The organism is Paraburkholderia sediminicola (assembly GCF_046026895.1).
Taxonomy (GTDB): domain Bacteria; phylum Pseudomonadota; class Gammaproteobacteria; order Burkholderiales; family Burkholderiaceae; genus Paraburkholderia; species Paraburkholderia sediminicola_C.
The window spans coordinates 19,838-34,770 of record NZ_JAQQEU010000022.1; the positions used below are offsets into that span (position 1 = coordinate 19,838).

Here is a 14,933-nt window from a genome sequence, read left to right on the forward strand (position 1 = left end):
GGTGCGAGCCGAGGCACGGCGGCGCGTCCGCCGTCGTGCGTCGATGCATCACTCGATCGCCGCATCGTCGCGGCATTGAGCATCGCCTGCCTGCCTGCTCGCGACCGGGTCATCGCGGGTACATGGTTTGCTGACTCCCTGATTGCGCGTGACACCGGACATTCCATCGCCGCGCCCGAACACAAGGAGCAGATCCCCATGGCAGGTAAGACGAGCACACGGAAGCCCGCGGCGCAGGCCGCGTCGGCGAATGATCCGAAATCGAAGGATCTCGAACAGTTTCGAGTCAGCCCTGACGGCGAAGCGCTGAGGACCAATCAGGGCGTCAAGATCGCCGACAATCAGAACACCTTGCGCGCCGGTCCGCGCGGTCCTTCGCTGCTGGAAGATTTCCTCATGCGTGAGAAAATCACGCACTTCGACCACGAGCGCATCCCGGAGCGGATCGTGCATGCGCGCGGCTCGGCGGCGCATGGCGTGTTTCAGGTGTACGAATCGATGAGCGAGTACACCAAGGCCGCGTTTCTCCAGGACCCCGCCGTGCAGACGCCCGTCTACGTGCGCTTTTCGACGGTGCAGGGGCCGCGCGGTTCCGCCGACACCGTGCGCGACGTGCGCGGCTTCGCGGTGAAGTTCTACACGCAGGAAGGCAATTACGATCTGGTCGGCAACAACATCCCGGTGTTCTTCATTCAGGACGCCATCAAGTTTCCGGACTTCGTACACGCGGTGAAACCGGAAGCGCCCAACGAGATGCCGACCGGCGGCTCCGCGCACGACACCTTCTGGGACTTCGTGTCGCTCGTGCCCGAGTCCGCGCACATGGTGCTGTGGACCATGTCGGACCGCGCGATTCCGCGCAGCCTGCGCACGATGGAAGGCTTCGGCGTTCACACGTTCCGCTTCGTCAATGCACAAGGCAAGGGGCGTTTCGTCAAATTCCACTGGCGGCCGGTGCTGGGTTCTTACTCGCTGCTGTGGGACGAGGCGCAGAAGCTCGCGGGCAAGGACCCGGATTTTCATCGGCGCGATTTGTGGGAAGCGATCGAACGGGGCGACTTCCCCGAATTCGAACTCGGTGTGCAGATCATCGAGGAAGAGGACGAGCACAAGTTCGACTTCGACCTGCTCGATCCGACCAAGCTGATCCCGGAAGAACGGGTGCCGGTGAAAATCATCGGCAAGATGACGCTCAATCGCAATCCGGACAACTTCTTTGCCGAGACCGAACAGGTCGCGTTCCATCCGGGGCACGTCGTGCCGGGCATCGATTTCTCGAACGATCCGCTGCTGCAAGGGCGGCTCTTTTCATACACGGATACGCAGATCAGCCGCCTGGGCGGCCCCAACTTTCACGAGATACCGATTAACCGGCCCGTGTGCCCGTTCGTCAACAACCAGCGCGACGCGATGCACCGCCAGGCGATCCACGTCGGGCAGGCTTCGTACGAGCCGAATTCGTTGAACGGCGGCTGGCCGAAGGAGACCGATCCGGCGGGGTCGGACGGCGGGTTCGAAAGCTATCAGGAGCGGGTGGAGGGCACCAAGATTCGCGTGCGCAGCGAATCGTTCGCCGATCACTTCTCGCAGGCCGCGCTGTTTTATAACAGCATGTCCCAGCCGGAGAAAGACCACATCGCCGCGGCGTATCAGTTCGAACTCGGCAAGGTGACCCAGCCCGACATCCGGGCGCGCGTGGTCAATGACATTCTCGCCAACTTCGATGCGGACCTCGCCGCGAAAGTCGCCGAAGGTTTGGGCTTGCCCGCGCCGAAGAAGGGCACGGCGAAGCTTAAGGGTCCGAAGGAATCGCCCGCGCTGAGTCTGCTCAATCGCGTGAAGCCGGGGATCAAGACGCGCAAGATTGCGCTGTTGGCCGCACCGGGCTCCGATGGCGCCGCGATCAGGCAACTCCAGCAGGCGCTGCAAGGCGAGGGTGCGGCGGCGATGCTGATCGCGCCGACGCTGGCCGCGATCGACGGGATGGACCCCGACGCGACGATTGCGGGCCTGCCGTCGATCATGTTCGACGCGGTGATCGTGGTGGGCGGCGACGCCGGTGCGAAGACGCTCGCGCAATCGGGCGATGCGCGCCATTTCGTGCTCGAAGCGTTCAAGCATCTGAAGGCGATCACGGCGATCGGCGCGGGGCGCGAGGTGCTGGCCGCCGCGCATCTGCCCGACAATGCCGATGGTGTGGCGACCGGCGACGACAAGCAGGCCAAGGACGTGCTGAAGGCGTTCATCAAGGCCGCCGAGCAGCATCGCGTGTGGTCGCGCGCGGCGCAGGCGGAGACGGTGCCGGCGTAAAGCTGCCGAAGGCCCGACGGCCCGACGGCCCGACGGCCCGATGACTCGATGGTTCGACGCAAAACTGGCCGGGGCGACCCGGCCAGTTTTTTGTCGCCAGCCGAAACGCGGCGGCGGAAAAAGCCTACGGATTCACCCGCGCCGCATGGAGCCGATGCGTATTCTTAGGCGCCGCGGCAGCGGACGCTGCGGCAGCCGACACGCCCGCCGGACCCTCGGGAATATCGCTCGGCCGCGACGCCCGCACCGTTTGCGGATACATGGCGAGCAGCACGCGCAGCACGCCGTTGGTCCAGCCGAAGCCATCCTGCAGCGGATATTCGCCGCCGCCCGCGGCCACGCCCGGCGTGCTTGCATCGACATCGTATTTCTCGACCAGCTTGCCGGTGTGCTGGTAATACGCGACGATGGTGCGGATCCAGCGCGTCGCGATGGTTTGCGCGAGCGCCGGCTCGCTATAGCGCCGCAAGCCGATCACCGCCAGGTACTGCAACGGCGCCCAGCCGTTCGGCGCGTCCCATTGCTGGCCGCTATTGACCTCGGTGGTGGCGAGTCCGCCCGGCCGCAGCAACTCGCGCTGCAGGGTCGCGGCAAGCGTCTTCGCCTGCTGCCGGTTGGCTACGCCCGTATACAACGGGTACACCGTTGCCGCCGTGAGCCTGTGCGTCAGCATGTGGTCCGCGAAATCGTAGTCGCCGAACGCCTGCAATTGCGGGTCCCACAGCACCCGGCGGATCGCATCCGCGCGCGTCGCCGCGCGCTGCTCCATATTCTCCGCATGCGTGAGGTCGCCCCGCACCCGGTACGCTTTCGCGAGCGTGCGCTCCAGATCGACCAGCAGGCAATTCAGATCGACCGGCACGAGGGAAGTCACATCGACGGTGGCGAGCGTCTTGCCGTCGGCAAACCAGCGCGAACTGAAGTCCCAGCCGGTCTCGCCGCCCGCGCGCAGATTGCGCCATAGCTGCGCGGGGTCGCGCTGCGGCGTTTGTTGCGCGGTGAGCACGTCTTCGCGATACGACTCGTCGCGCGGCGCCGCGCGTTCGTCCCAATAGCGGTTGAACAGCGTGCCGTCCGCGAGGCGCACCACATGGCGGCTCGCATGGCCCGCCGGCAGACCTTCGCTGCCGTTCATCCAGTATGCGTATTCGCGCTGCAACTCGGGCAGATATTGCGCATAGATGCTGTCGCCGTCCTTGTCCGCGACGAGCCGCACCATCGGCGCGAAGAACGGCGGTTGCGAACGGCTCAAGTAGTACGTGCGGTTGCCGTTCGGAATATGCCCGTAGCGGTCGATCAGCGTCGCGAAGTTCTTCAGTTCGTCGACGACCAGCGCATGCTGGCCGCTCTGTTCGAGTCCGAGCATGATGAAGTACGAGTCCCAGTAGTAGATCTCGTCGAAGCGGTCGCCCGGCACGATGTACGCGTTCGGCAACGGCAGCAGCGACGACCACGGGCTCGCGGTCGCATCCGGTTCGCGGCGCAGCACGTTCCACAGGGTGTCGATATGGCCGACCACGTCCTGGTTCGGATCGGACACATAGACCTTCGCAGCCCGCGTAGGCAGCGTGAAGTTGCGCTTTACGAAGTCGGCGAGATTGAAGCTCGGCTGCTGCTTCGCGGCGTCGTACGCGGTCTCGATCTGTGCGGGCGGCGCTGACGGCACCATGTCGGCGAAGGTCTTGCTGTCGGGGTAGAGGTGCGCGAGTTGCACGTCGCGATAGAGCGCCGCGTACTGTTCGGACGGCGGCACCGGCACGACCGGCGACGCCTGCGTGGGCGGCTCGACGTGCACGGCGACCGTTGCGACGCCGGCGGCCGGCGCGGCGGAAGGCTCGGTTGACGTAGCCGGCGACGCATGCCACACGAGCGAGGCGGCGAAGGCTGCGCGCGCCAAAGCGGCGAGATGAGCGGCGAGATGTGAAGAGGGCATCGGCAACCGGGTGAGAGAGTGGATGGATGAACCACGGAGCAGCGTGCCGCGCAGGAAACTGACTGCATCGGAGGATTGACCCACGCGCGCCGCGCAAAGTTGCGTGCGTGGGCAACAGCCCCGTCCAGTAAGGCTAGCGCGCCGGATCGTGTCTCAAAAAAAGACCTCCGTCATGTATCATGACCGGCGTGGCGCGGAGACCAGAACTACCACGCGATAATCCGAAAAATATTCCGAATCGACTCGATTCGTTATGCCGATGACAGAAAAAATGACCGCATCGCAGGCCGTCAATCAGCAACGTTTCCGCAGCATCATCCGCCGCAACATCGCGCTGCCTTTAGGAGTCGGCCTCGTCACGATGGCGGTGTTCGTGGGCCTGATCGCGTATCTGGTCTCCACGATGAACTGGGTCGAGCATTCCGAGCGGGTGATCGGCTCGGCCAATGAAATGCTGCGCCTCGCGGTCGATCGCGAATCGTCGATGCGTGGCTTCCTGATCACCGGCGACGAAACCTTTCTGACGCCGTATGAAACCGGTGGCCCGAAGTTCAAGACGCAAATTGAAGCGTTGCAGGCGCTGGTCTCCGACAACCCGCCGCAAGTCGAAAGGCTCCGGCAGATCCAGGCGATCCAGCAGCGCTGGAGCCGTTTCGCCGAAGACATGCTCGACGCGCGCCGCCGCAATCAGGACTTCGAATCCGCGGTGGCGAGCGGGCGCGGCAAGATCGAATTCGACGAAACGCGCCGCGAGTTCAAAGATTTTCTCGATGTCGAATTGCGCCTGCGCCAGGAACGCGCCGAGGCGACACGCCGCGTCACGACCTCGCTGGTTAGTGTATTCCTGCTGTTCAGCCTGGTCGTGAGCGCGTTGCTTGCGTGGATGGGCCGCCGTGAACTGATGAGCCTGTCCGCGACCTACGACGGCGCGTTGCATCAGCAGGCCGAACAGACCGAAGCGTTGCAGGGGCAGGTGTGGTTGCGCTCCGGGCAGCGTCTGCTGGCCGAACGTGTGGTCGGCCAGGCAAGTCCGCCGCTGGTGGGCCGCGCGATGCTCGACTTTCTCGCGCAGTATCTGGACGCCGTGGTCGCCGTGCTCTACGTGCGCGACAAGCAGCATGGCACGCTGCGCCGCATCGCCTCCTATGGCTTCAGCCGCGCAAGCGAGCAGGCAGCCCCAAGCGAGCTCGAAGCAGGCGAAACATTGGTCGGCCAGGCCGCGCTCGCGCGCCGCACGCTCGTGTTGCGCGACGTGCCGGAGAGCTATGTGCAAGTGGTGTCCGCGACCGGACGCAGCGCGCCGAAGAACCTGCTGATCATGCCGATCGACAACGACGGCCAGGTCAATGGCGTCGTCGAACTGGGCTTTATCCGCGAGTTGACGCCACGTGACCAGGAGTTCATGGAACTGGTCAGCAACAGCATGGGCGATTTCATCGAGGCGGCGTTGTATCGCGAGCGGCTGCAGGACGCGCTCGTCGAAACGCAGCAGTTGAACGAGGAGCTTCAGGTTCAGCAGGAGGAACTCCGCGTTTCGAACGAAGGGCTCGAAGAGCGCGGTCGCGCGTTGATGGAATCGCAAACGCGCCTGGAAGCGCAGCAGGCCGAGCTAGAGCAGACCAACGTACAGCTCGAGGAATACGCGCAGCGGCTCGAACGGCAGAAGTCGGACCTGCTGCGCGCGCAGGATGAACTCGCGGCCAATGCGGAGCGCCTCGAACAGTCGAGCCGCTACAAGTCCGAGTTTCTCGCCAACATGTCGCACGAACTGCGCACGCCGCTGAACAGCTCGCTGATTCTCGCCAAGCTGCTGCAGCAGAACCGCACCGGCAATCTGACCGAAGAGCAGGTTCGCTACGCCGAAACGATTCATGCGTCCAACAGCGATCTGCTGGTGCTGATCAACGACATTCTCGATCTGTCGAAGGTCGAAGCCGGGCAGGTCACGGTCGAACTCGAAACGGTGTCGATCGACGCGACGCTTCAATCGCTGGAAGAAATGTTCACGCCGCTGGCAGCGTCGAAGCACTTGCGGCTCGCGTTCGAACGCCAGCCGGGCACGCCGGAGACGTTCGTCACCGACGGCCAGCGCGTCGCGCAGATTCTGCGCAACCTGCTGTCGAACGCGGTGAAGTTCACCGAGCACGGCGAGGTGGCGCTCTCGGTGGCGCCGGCTGAAGAGGGCATGCTGCGGATCGACGTGCGCGATTCCGGCATCGGCATCGCGGCGGACAAGCTCGACATGATCTTCGAAGCGTTCCAGCAGGCGGACGGTTCCACCAGCCGTCAGTACGGCGGCAGCGGCCTGGGCCTGTCGATTTCGCGCGAGTTTTCGCGTTTGCTCGGCGGGCGCATCACCGTCGCGAGCGAGCCCGGCAGGGGCAGTGTGTTCACGCTGTGGCTGCCGCTCGATGCCGAGGCTGCGCTGGCGGCCATTGCGGGGGCATCGTCCGCGCCGCCGACGGCGTTCACGTCGGCTCATACTCAAGCTCAGGCTGACACGCAGGCCGCCGCCGACACCGCCGGGGAGCCGGCGCTGATCCGCGCGGCCTCGGGCAACGCCCAGAGCGCAGTGATCTCGCCGGCCAACGGACTCCTGGCGGGCAACGCGTCCGAGAGCGCCGGCGGCGCCATCGCCGATGATCGCGACAACCGCACGCGCGCCGGCCGTCTGATCGTCGCCGTCGAGGACGACTTCGCATTCGCCGAAATCCTGCGCGATCTGACACATGAACTCGACTTCGATTTCGTGCACGCCAGCGACGCGGCCAGCGGTCTGGCACTGGTGCGCGACATGCACCCGGCCGCCGTGCTACTCGATGTCGGGCTGCCGGACCGCTCCGGGCTGACCGTGCTGGAATGGCTGAAGAACGATCCGCTCACGCGCCACATTCCGATTCATATCGTCTCGGCCACCGACCACGCCGACAAGGCGCTGCACCTCGGCGCGATCGGCTACACGCTCAAGCCGACTGCGCGCAGCACGATGGAAGCGGCAATCCGCCGACTCGAAGCGCGTCTGCAGCAGCGCCTCAAGCGCGTGCTGGTGATCGAGGACGACGCGCCGATGCGCGAGAGCATCCGCGCGCTGCTGCAAAGCGAGAACACCGAGATCGTCGCGGTCGCCACGCTCGCGCAGGCGCTGGAGTATCTGGGCCGGTTCACGTTCGACTGCGTCGTGACCGATCTCGCGCTGCCCGACGGCACCGGCTTCGATCTGCTCGAACGGCTGGCCGCGGATAGCGCGCGCGCCGCGCTGCCGGTGATCGTCTACACGGGCCGCATGCTGTCCGACGACGAAGAGCACCGCCTGCGCCGCTATTCGAAGTCGATCATCATCAAGGGCGCGAAGTCGCCCGAGCGTTTGCTCGATGAAGTCACGCTGTTCCTGCACAGCGTGGAGTCGTCGCTCGCGCCCGAACAGCAGCGCATGCTGCGCACGGTGCGCCAGCGCGACAACGCGTTCGAAGGCCGCACGATCCTGCTCGCCGAGGACGACGTGCGCAATATCTTCGCGCTCTCGCACGTGCTGGAGCCGCTCGGCGCGCAACTGCAGATCGCGCGCAACGGACGCGAGGCGCTCGAAGCGCTGGAAAACGGCCCCGAAGTGCATCTGATCCTGATGGATGTCATGATGCCCGAGATGGACGGTCTGACCGCGATGGGCGAGATCCGCCGCAATCCGCGTTTCGCGCATCTGCCGATCATCGCGCTGACCGCGAAGGCGATGGCGAACGACCGCACCCGCTGCCTCGAAGCCGGCGCCGACGACTACGTGTCCAAGCCGATCGACGTCGACAAGCTGGTCGCGCTGTGCCGCGTCTGGTTGCGGCAACGGTAGTGGAGACGGCAGTGGAAACGGCAGGCACGAGCGGGATCACGATGAGCCAATCCGAAATTGAAGCGCCACATGAAGCGCCGCACCGCCTGAGTGACTTCGACATCGAGTTGAAGCTGCTGCTGGAGGCGATCTACCTCAAGTATCAGCACGACTTCCGGCACTATGCGATGTCGTCGCTGCGGCGGCGTCTGTCGCACGCGCTCGACGAATTCAGGCTCACCACGCTGTCGCAATTGCAGGACCGCATCATGCGCGACGGCGACGAGTTCTCGCGGCTGTTCCAGTACCTGACGGTGCAGGTCAGCGACATGTTTCGCGATCCCGCGTATTTCCTCGCGCTGCGCGAACACGTGCTGCCGCGGCTGCGCACCTACCCGTCGATCAAGGTGTGGGTGGCCGGCTGCAGCACCGGCGAGGAACTGTGGTCGCTGAAAATCCTGTTCGACGAAGAGGGCCTGACCGAGCGTACGCTGTTCTACGCGACCGACATCAACCCGGATGCGCTCGCGCGCGCCGAGTCCGGCATCTATGCGCTCGAGCGCATCCAGGGCTTCACGCAGAACTATCTGGCGGCCGGCGGCAAGCGTTCGCTGTCGGACTACTATCATGCTGCGTATGGCGGCGCGCGATTCTCGGGCTCGCTCAAGGAGCGCGTCGTGTTCGCCGACCACAGCCTGTCCACCGACGAAGTGTTTCTCGAAGCGCATCTGGTGTCGTGCCGCAACGTGCTGATCTATTTCGATCGCGGCTTGCAGGATCGCGCGCTGGGTCTGTTCGAAAACGCGCTGGTGCGGCGCGGTTTTCTCGGTCTGGGCAGCAAGGAAAGCCTGCGCTTTTCCCGTCATGCCGAAGCGTTCACCGAGTTCCGCCCGGGCGAGCGCATTTATCAGAAGCGCTAGCACGCACGCTCATCATGGCACCCTCAACTGTCACGTCAGCCGCCGATTCCCAGCCGGACGCCGCCGCCGCGCGCCGCTACGAGCTCGTCGTGATCGGCGGCTCGGCGGGCGGCATCGAAGTGCTGAACCTGCTGCTCGGCGCGTTGCCCGAGGGCTTTGCGCCGGCCGTGATGATCGTCACGCATCTGCCGCCCGATTCGCCGAGCTACCTGGTGCATGCGTTCACGCATCGCTGCGCGTTGCCCGTGATCGAACCCGATGCCGGCGAGCCGATCATGCCGGGCCGCGTGCACATCGCGCCGCCGGGCTATCACATGCTGGTGGAAGCAGACCGCACCGTCGCGTTGTCGACCGACCCCGCGGTGCGCTTCTCGCGGCCCTCGATCGACGTGCTGTTCGAGTCGGCGGCCGTCGTGTACGGCGAGCGCCTGCTGGCGATCCTGCTGTCCGGCGCCAACGACGACGGCGCGCAGGGACTCGCGCAGGTGCGCGCGCTCGGCGGCACCGCGTGGGTGCAAGCGCCGGACAGCGCCGCTTCGCCGGAAATGCCGCGCGTCGCGATCGAACGCGGCGCGGCCGACTCCGTTTTCAATCCCGCAACCATGGCCCGGCGGCTCGCCGCATTGCCGGCCTTTCTCTGACCCGATGCCATGACGAATTCACCTGTGAACATCCTGATCGTCGACGACATCGTCCACAACATCACGGCGCTCGAAGCGCTGCTGACGCGTCCGGATGTCGCCGTGCTGGTGGCCGATTCCGGCACCGCCGCGCTCGACCTGCTGCTCAAGCACGAAGTCGCGCTGGCGATTCTCGACGTCAACATGCCGGGCATGAACGGCTTCGAACTCGCCGCGCTGATGCGCGGCAGCCCGCGTACCTCGCACGTGCCGATCATCTTCCTGACCGCGACCGCGCAGGATGCGTCGCGCACCTTTCGCGGCTATGAGGCCGGCGCGGTCGACTTCCTGTACAAGCCGTTCGATCCGCGCATTCTGCAATCGAAGGTCGATGTGTTCGTGCAGCTCGAACAGCAGAAGCGCCAGCTCGCCGCGCAGCTGGTGACCACGCGTCAAATGCTGGAAGCCAACGAGATGCTGATGGCGGTCTTGAGTCACGATCTGCGCACGCCGCTCGGCGCGGTGCTGGCGTCGGCGGAATATCTGATGCGCACGGCCGCCGACGAACAGTCGGTAACGGTGGCCGCGCGCGTGAAGAACAGCTCGCTGCGCATGGCGCGCATGGTCGATCAGCTGCTCAACCTGGCGCGTTTGCAGGGCGGCCGTCTGCCGTTGCAGCCGCGCTCGATCGAACTGGCGACGCTGTGCCGCTCCGTCATCGACGAGTTCGCGTCGCAAAAGAGCGGCAGGCGCATCGTCTTCCACAGCCGTGGCAACACGGCGGGCGCGTGGGACACGGATCTCGTCTGGCAGGCCGTGTCGAATCTGATCAGCAACGCGCTGCATCATGGCGCGCCGGGCGGCGATATCGGCGTCGAGGTGGATGGCGACGCGGTCGAATCCGTGCGCCTGAAGGTCTCCAATCACGGCACGATTCCAGCCGAGGTGTTTCCGCATCTGTTCAAGGCGTTTGGTCCGAACAACGGCGGGGCGCGCTCGCGCGAAGGCCTGGGGCTCGGCTTGCATATCGTGCAGGAGATCGCGCGGATGCATGGCGGCCATGTCAGCGTCGAGTCCAGTGAGCCGGCCGGCACGGTGTTCACAATCGAATTGCCGAGGATGGTCACGTTGCAGCGCGGCTCGTTCACGCGCAAGTAGACGCGCCGCGCGAAAAGGAGGTAGCCGGTTCCGCTGTGCTACGCTTGCCCAACCGAATTCACGCAACGCGAATCCCATCATGCGTTCATGGCGCATCGCTCCAACGCAACGAAGCGGGCAGATCAGCACCGCGCGCGCGACCGACCTCGTCATGTCGATCTCGCATCCCGACGCCGACGCGCTCGCCGCGAACATGCTGAAAGCCGTCGGCGACGCGCTGCCCGTCTCGCAGTGCACCATCTTCGCGTACGAATTCGACGCGCGCCCGCGCACCGTGTCGGCCGCCGATCATCGTGGCGGCCGCTTTCTGCGCGATGTCGCGGATCGTTACGCGACGCACTTTTACGCACTCGACGGCAACCGCGCGATCATCGGCCGCGCGTCGCGCGCGCAGGCTCGTGATGCGTTGGTGCTGCATCAGCAGCGCAGTGAAGAGATTGAAAACGAAGCCTATCGCGCGGCCTGCTACGCACAGCCCAATGTGTCCGACCGGTTGTCGCTGCTGGTGCAACCTATGGAAAGCGTGTGGCTGTCGATCAATCTGTATCGCGACAGTGCTGACGGCGTATTTGCGCCGGGCGAACTGGAGCAGGTCGAAAGTCTCGCGCATCTGTTGGCGCACGCGGCGAAAAGCCATTACGCGCTTAACGGGCAGCATCAGCAAGGTCCGGCCGCCGCGATGCTGGCGCGGGTTCGGCGCGCGTGCCCGGCGCTCACGCCGCGCGAGCTCGATGTGCTGCGTGGCACGCTCGAAGGCGCGAGCGCCGCTGAGATCGCCGTGCAGATGGGCGTCAAGCCCGCGAGCGTGCTCACGTATCAGAAGCGCGCTTATGCGCGGCTCGGCATCTCCAGTCAGCGGCAGTTGTTCGCGCTGTGCATGCAGCCCGAGCGGGCCTGATTCAGGCAGCCTGAAGTCATTCGTCGCATTGCGCTGTCTCTGCGCTGTTCCTGCGCGGTGTGTCGCCCGCGCTATGCGCGTCGTGCCCGCGCCTCGGCCTGGGTCTCGCGGTCCCAGCGTTTCAGCCACGGCATCAGGAAATCCGCGAAGCCATCCGCGGGCGGCGACAGCGCGCGTTCGGTCGAGCGGTACACGCAGACCTGGCGGATCGTTTCCGGATCGACGATGCGCTTCATCACCAGCCCGAACGTGCGCGCCAGCGGCGCGACGTAGGCGGGCGCGAGCGTCACGGCCAGCCCTTGTGACGCGAGCCCGAATGCGGTGGTGACGTTGTCCACCACGTTCACCGGAACGATGCGCGCTTCCACCGGCAGATTGGCGAGCATCTGCCCGACCGCGCGCTCGTGATCGCGGCCGGTCGCGATGATCGGCACGTCGCGCAAATGCTGCCACTGCACGCGGCGCCGCGCGCCCAGCGGATGCGTGGCCGCGCACCACATCACCCAAGGGCTCGCAAACGCCGGATCGCCGCGCACGCGCGCGCCGCATTGCCGGTCCGGACCGATTGCGAGGTCCACGTCGCCGGTTTCCACGCGCTCCACCAGTTGCTCGACCACGGTGTCGCAAATGCGCACGACCACCTTCGGCTTGTCGCGCGCATAGTCGGCAATCGCCGCGGGCAACGCGGTGGCTGCCAGCACCAGCGGCGCGCCCACCCGCACGATGCCGGCGGCGCGATTGCGGATGTCGTCGGCGGATTGCGCGGCGGCGCGCACATGGCGCAGCACCGATTCGGCCGACGACAGAAAATCCTGCCCCGCGCTCGACAGATTGACGCGCCGGGTCGTCCGGTCGAACAGGCGGAAGCCGAGTTCCGTTTCCAGTTCGGCCAGCAACTGGCTGACCGCCGACGAGGTCAGCCCGAGCCGTTCCGCCGCCGCGCCGATGCTATGCAGATCGACGATGGCGAGGAACGCTTCGAACTGGCGGATGGTGGTGCGTGCAAGTGGCATCGGGCGATTCTAAAGAAAAACTTACGAATCGTGAAAAATCGATTGATTGTGCGTGACGAGTGCATGACCGACACTCGCTCGATCGACGCACAGGCGGATTCCCGCTTAGACTTCCGGATTCTCCCGTCGTCCGCGGCCCGGCTTCAAAGGTTTAACGCCGGCTTACGGCCAGGCCACAGCGACGCACCATCGACGCCGCCTTCGAGGACCTATCATGTTCGACCATATTCCCGCCTACCCAGGCGACCCGATTCTGAGCCTGAACGAAGACTTTCAACTGGACCCCCGGCCGAACAAGGTCAATCTGAGCATCGGCATCTATTTCGACGATGCCGGCAAGCTGCCGGTCATGGACGCCGTGCGCCGCGCCGAAACCACGCTGCTCGGCTCGATCGGTCCGCGCTCGTATCTGCCGATGGCGGGCCTGCCGCAGTATCGCGAGGTGGCGCAGGCGCTGGTGTTCGGCGCGCAGAGCGAAGCGCGCGCCGCCGGGCGCGTGGCGACGCTGCAGACCATCGGCGGCTCGGGCGCGCTGAAGGTCGGCGCCGACTTCCTGAAGCGCTATTTTCCGGCTTCGCAAATCTGGATCAGCGACCCGAGCTGGGAAAACCATCGCGTGGTGTTCGAAGGCGCGGGGCTGACCGTCAACACCTATCCGTACTACGACGCGCAGACAGGCGGCTTGCGTTTCGCCGACATGATCGAAACGATCGGCGGCTTGCCTGAACGCAGCGTCGTCCTGCTGCACGCGTGCTGTCACAACCCGACCGGCGTCGATCTGAGCCCGGCGCAATGGGCGGAACTGGTGCCGGTATTGCAGCGCCGCAAGCTGATCGCGTTCGTCGACATGGCCTACCAGGGTTTCGGCGGGGGCCTCGAGGAAGACGCAGCGTGCGTGCGTCTGCTCGCCGAGGCGGGCGTGCCGTTGATCGCGGCGAATTCGTTTTCGAAGAATTTCTCGCTGTACGGCGAGCGTTGCGGCGCGTTGAGCGTGGTGTGCCAAAGCGCGGAAGAGGCGGCCCGCGTGCTTGGGCAATTGATGTCGGCGGTGCGCGCCAACTACAGCAATCCGCCCACGCACGGCGCGCGCCTCGTGGCCAGTGTGCTCGCCGATGCGGGGTTGCGCGCGTCGTGGGAAGCCGAGCTCGCCGCGATGCGCGAGCGGATTCTGGCGATGCGCGGCACGATCCACGCGGGACTCGCGGGCCGTGTCGATGAAGTGATGCGCGCGCGTTACGTGGCGCAGCGCGGCATGTTCACCTATACGGGCCTGACCGAGAGCCAGGTGCAGCGTCTGCGCAGCGAATACGCGGTGTACGTGCTGCGCTCGGGCCGCATGTGCGTGGCGGGCCTGAACGAACGCAACGCCGGCTATGTGGCGTCGTCCATTGCGGCGGTGGTGTCGGGCGCATAACGGCGATTTCCCGCAGCGGCACAACGATAACCATGGAGACCTTGATGACGACCGTTGAAACGCAACCGGCGAGCGCGCCGAAGCTTCCCGTCATGCATCCGGATGAATGGCAGGCGCGCGTGCAACTGGCCGCGTGCTATCGCATCTTCGACATGCTCGGCTGGACCGAGATGATCTACAACCACATCACGTTGCGCGTGCCCGCGAGCGTAAGCGGCGGGCAGCGGCAGTTCCTGATCAATCCGTTCGGCCTGCACTATAGCGAGGTGACGGCGAGCAATCTGGTGAAAATCGATGCGCACGGTCGCGTGCTCGACGGCTCGCCGTATCCGGTGAATCCGGCCGGGTTTGTGGTTCATGCGGCGATTCACGAAGGCTTGCCCGACGCGCACTGCGTGATGCACACGCACACCACGGCGGGCGTCGCGGTGGCGTGTCTGGAAGACGGCCTGCAGCAGACCAACTTCTATAGCGCGCAGTTGCACGATCGCATCGCGTATCACGACTTCGAGGGCATCACCGTGCATGCGCAAGAAGGGCCGCGCCTCGTCGAACATATCGGCGACAAGCAGGCAGTGATCTTGCGTAACCACGGCCTGCTTGCCTGGGGCCGCACGCTGCCGCAAACTTTCGCGATCCTGTGGACGCTCAATCGCGCATGCGAAATCCAGATGGCGACATTCGCGATGGGCCGCGCGCGGCCGGTCCCGGAAGAGGTGGCGATCCGCTGCTCGCGCGACGCGTTGCAGTTCGATCCGCGGCACGGCGCGGGGCAGGACGTGTTCGACGCGCTGGTGCGGCGGGTGGATCGGATCGACGCGAGCTATAAGGATTGACGCACAAACTA

Annotated in this window: 9 protein-coding genes and 1 pseudogene; 8 read left to right on the forward strand and 2 right to left on the reverse strand. The window is 65.4% G+C overall.

The annotated features are described in order from the left end of the window. Window positions 1-2,310, forward strand: a pseudogene (gene katE, locus PQR02_RS17350) (catalase HPII); the annotation flags it as partial. Between the two features lie 124 nt (window positions 2,311-2,434). Here katE and treF read toward each other — a convergent pair. Further along, a complete protein-coding gene (gene treF, locus PQR02_RS17355) occupies window positions 2,435-4,243 on the reverse strand; it encodes an alpha,alpha-trehalase TreF (protein ID WP_408233192.1) in 1,809 nt (602 codons plus the stop codon). Window positions 4,244-4,514: 271 nt separating this feature from the next. Here treF and PQR02_RS17360 point away from each other — a divergent pair, with 271 nt between their 5' ends. From PQR02_RS17360 to PQR02_RS17380, 5 genes are all read left to right on the forward strand, one after another. Continuing rightward, window positions 4,515-8,084: a response regulator gene (locus PQR02_RS17360; protein ID WP_408233195.1), complete on the forward strand. Its 3,570-nt coding sequence runs from the start codon at window positions 4,515-4,517 to the stop codon at window positions 8,082-8,084. Between the two features lie 41 nt (window positions 8,085-8,125). Then, window positions 8,126-8,983, forward strand: a complete 858-nt coding sequence (locus PQR02_RS17365) for a CheR family methyltransferase (RefSeq protein WP_408233198.1) — start codon at window positions 8,126-8,128, stop codon at window positions 8,981-8,983. Between the two features lie 14 nt (window positions 8,984-8,997). Next, window positions 8,998-9,624: a chemotaxis protein CheB gene (locus PQR02_RS17370; RefSeq protein ID WP_408233201.1), complete on the forward strand. Its 627-nt coding sequence runs from the start codon at window positions 8,998-9,000 to the stop codon at window positions 9,622-9,624. Between the two features lie 9 nt (window positions 9,625-9,633). Next, on the forward strand, window positions 9,634-10,761 hold the full coding sequence (locus PQR02_RS17375; protein WP_408233204.1) for a hybrid sensor histidine kinase/response regulator: 1,128 nt from the start codon (window positions 9,634-9,636) through the stop codon (window positions 10,759-10,761). Between the two features lie 79 nt (window positions 10,762-10,840). Further along, entirely contained in the window at window positions 10,841-11,659 is an 819-nt protein-coding gene (locus PQR02_RS17380; RefSeq protein WP_408233207.1) for a helix-turn-helix transcriptional regulator, read from the forward strand. Window positions 11,660-11,730: 71 nt separating this feature from the next. Here PQR02_RS17380 and PQR02_RS17385 read toward each other — a convergent pair whose 3' ends face one another. Continuing rightward, window positions 11,731-12,672 (reverse strand): LysR family transcriptional regulator, encoded by a 942-nt coding sequence (locus tag PQR02_RS17385; protein WP_408233210.1) that lies wholly within the window; start codon window positions 12,670-12,672, stop codon window positions 11,731-11,733. Between the two features lie 214 nt (window positions 12,673-12,886). Here PQR02_RS17385 and PQR02_RS17390 point away from each other — a divergent pair, with 214 nt between their 5' ends. Together PQR02_RS17390 and PQR02_RS17395 are read left to right on the forward strand one after the other, a co-directional pair. Then, window positions 12,887-14,086, forward strand: coding sequence for an amino acid aminotransferase (locus PQR02_RS17390; RefSeq protein ID WP_408233213.1), 1,200 nt, complete (start codon window positions 12,887-12,889; stop codon window positions 14,084-14,086). A 44-nt stretch (window positions 14,087-14,130) separates the two neighbouring features. Continuing rightward, the gene (locus tag PQR02_RS17395) at window positions 14,131-14,922 is read left to right on the forward strand and encodes a class II aldolase/adducin family protein (protein ID WP_408233216.1); all 792 of its coding nucleotides are present in this window, start codon (window positions 14,131-14,133) and stop codon (window positions 14,920-14,922) included. Window positions 14,923-14,933 lie beyond the last annotated feature (11 nt).

Excerpts from the sequence above, each read along its gene's own strand:
- PQR02_RS17360 (WP_408233195.1), top strand. The coding sequence starts at position 4,515 with ATGACCGCATCGCAGGCCGTCAATCAGCAACGTTTCCGCAGCATCATC.
- PQR02_RS17385 (WP_408233210.1), bottom strand. The coding sequence starts at position 12,672 with ATGCCACTTGCACGCACCACCATCCGCCAGTTCGAAGCGTTCCTCGCC.
- PQR02_RS17375 (WP_408233204.1), top strand. The coding sequence starts at position 9,634 with ATGACGAATTCACCTGTGAACATCCTGATCGTCGACGACATCGTCCAC.
- PQR02_RS17390 (WP_408233213.1), top strand. The coding sequence starts at position 12,887 with ATGTTCGACCATATTCCCGCCTACCCAGGCGACCCGATTCTGAGCCTG.
- PQR02_RS17370 (WP_408233201.1), top strand. The coding sequence starts at position 8,998 with ATGGCACCCTCAACTGTCACGTCAGCCGCCGATTCCCAGCCGGACGCC.
- PQR02_RS17380 (WP_408233207.1), top strand. The coding sequence starts at position 10,841 with ATGCGTTCATGGCGCATCGCTCCAACGCAACGAAGCGGGCAGATCAGC.
- PQR02_RS17395 (WP_408233216.1), top strand. The coding sequence starts at position 14,131 with ATGACGACCGTTGAAACGCAACCGGCGAGCGCGCCGAAGCTTCCCGTC.
- treF (WP_408233192.1), bottom strand. The coding sequence starts at position 4,243 with ATGCCCTCTTCACATCTCGCCGCTCATCTCGCCGCTTTGGCGCGCGCA.
- PQR02_RS17365 (WP_408233198.1), top strand. The coding sequence starts at position 8,126 with ATGAGCCAATCCGAAATTGAAGCGCCACATGAAGCGCCGCACCGCCTG.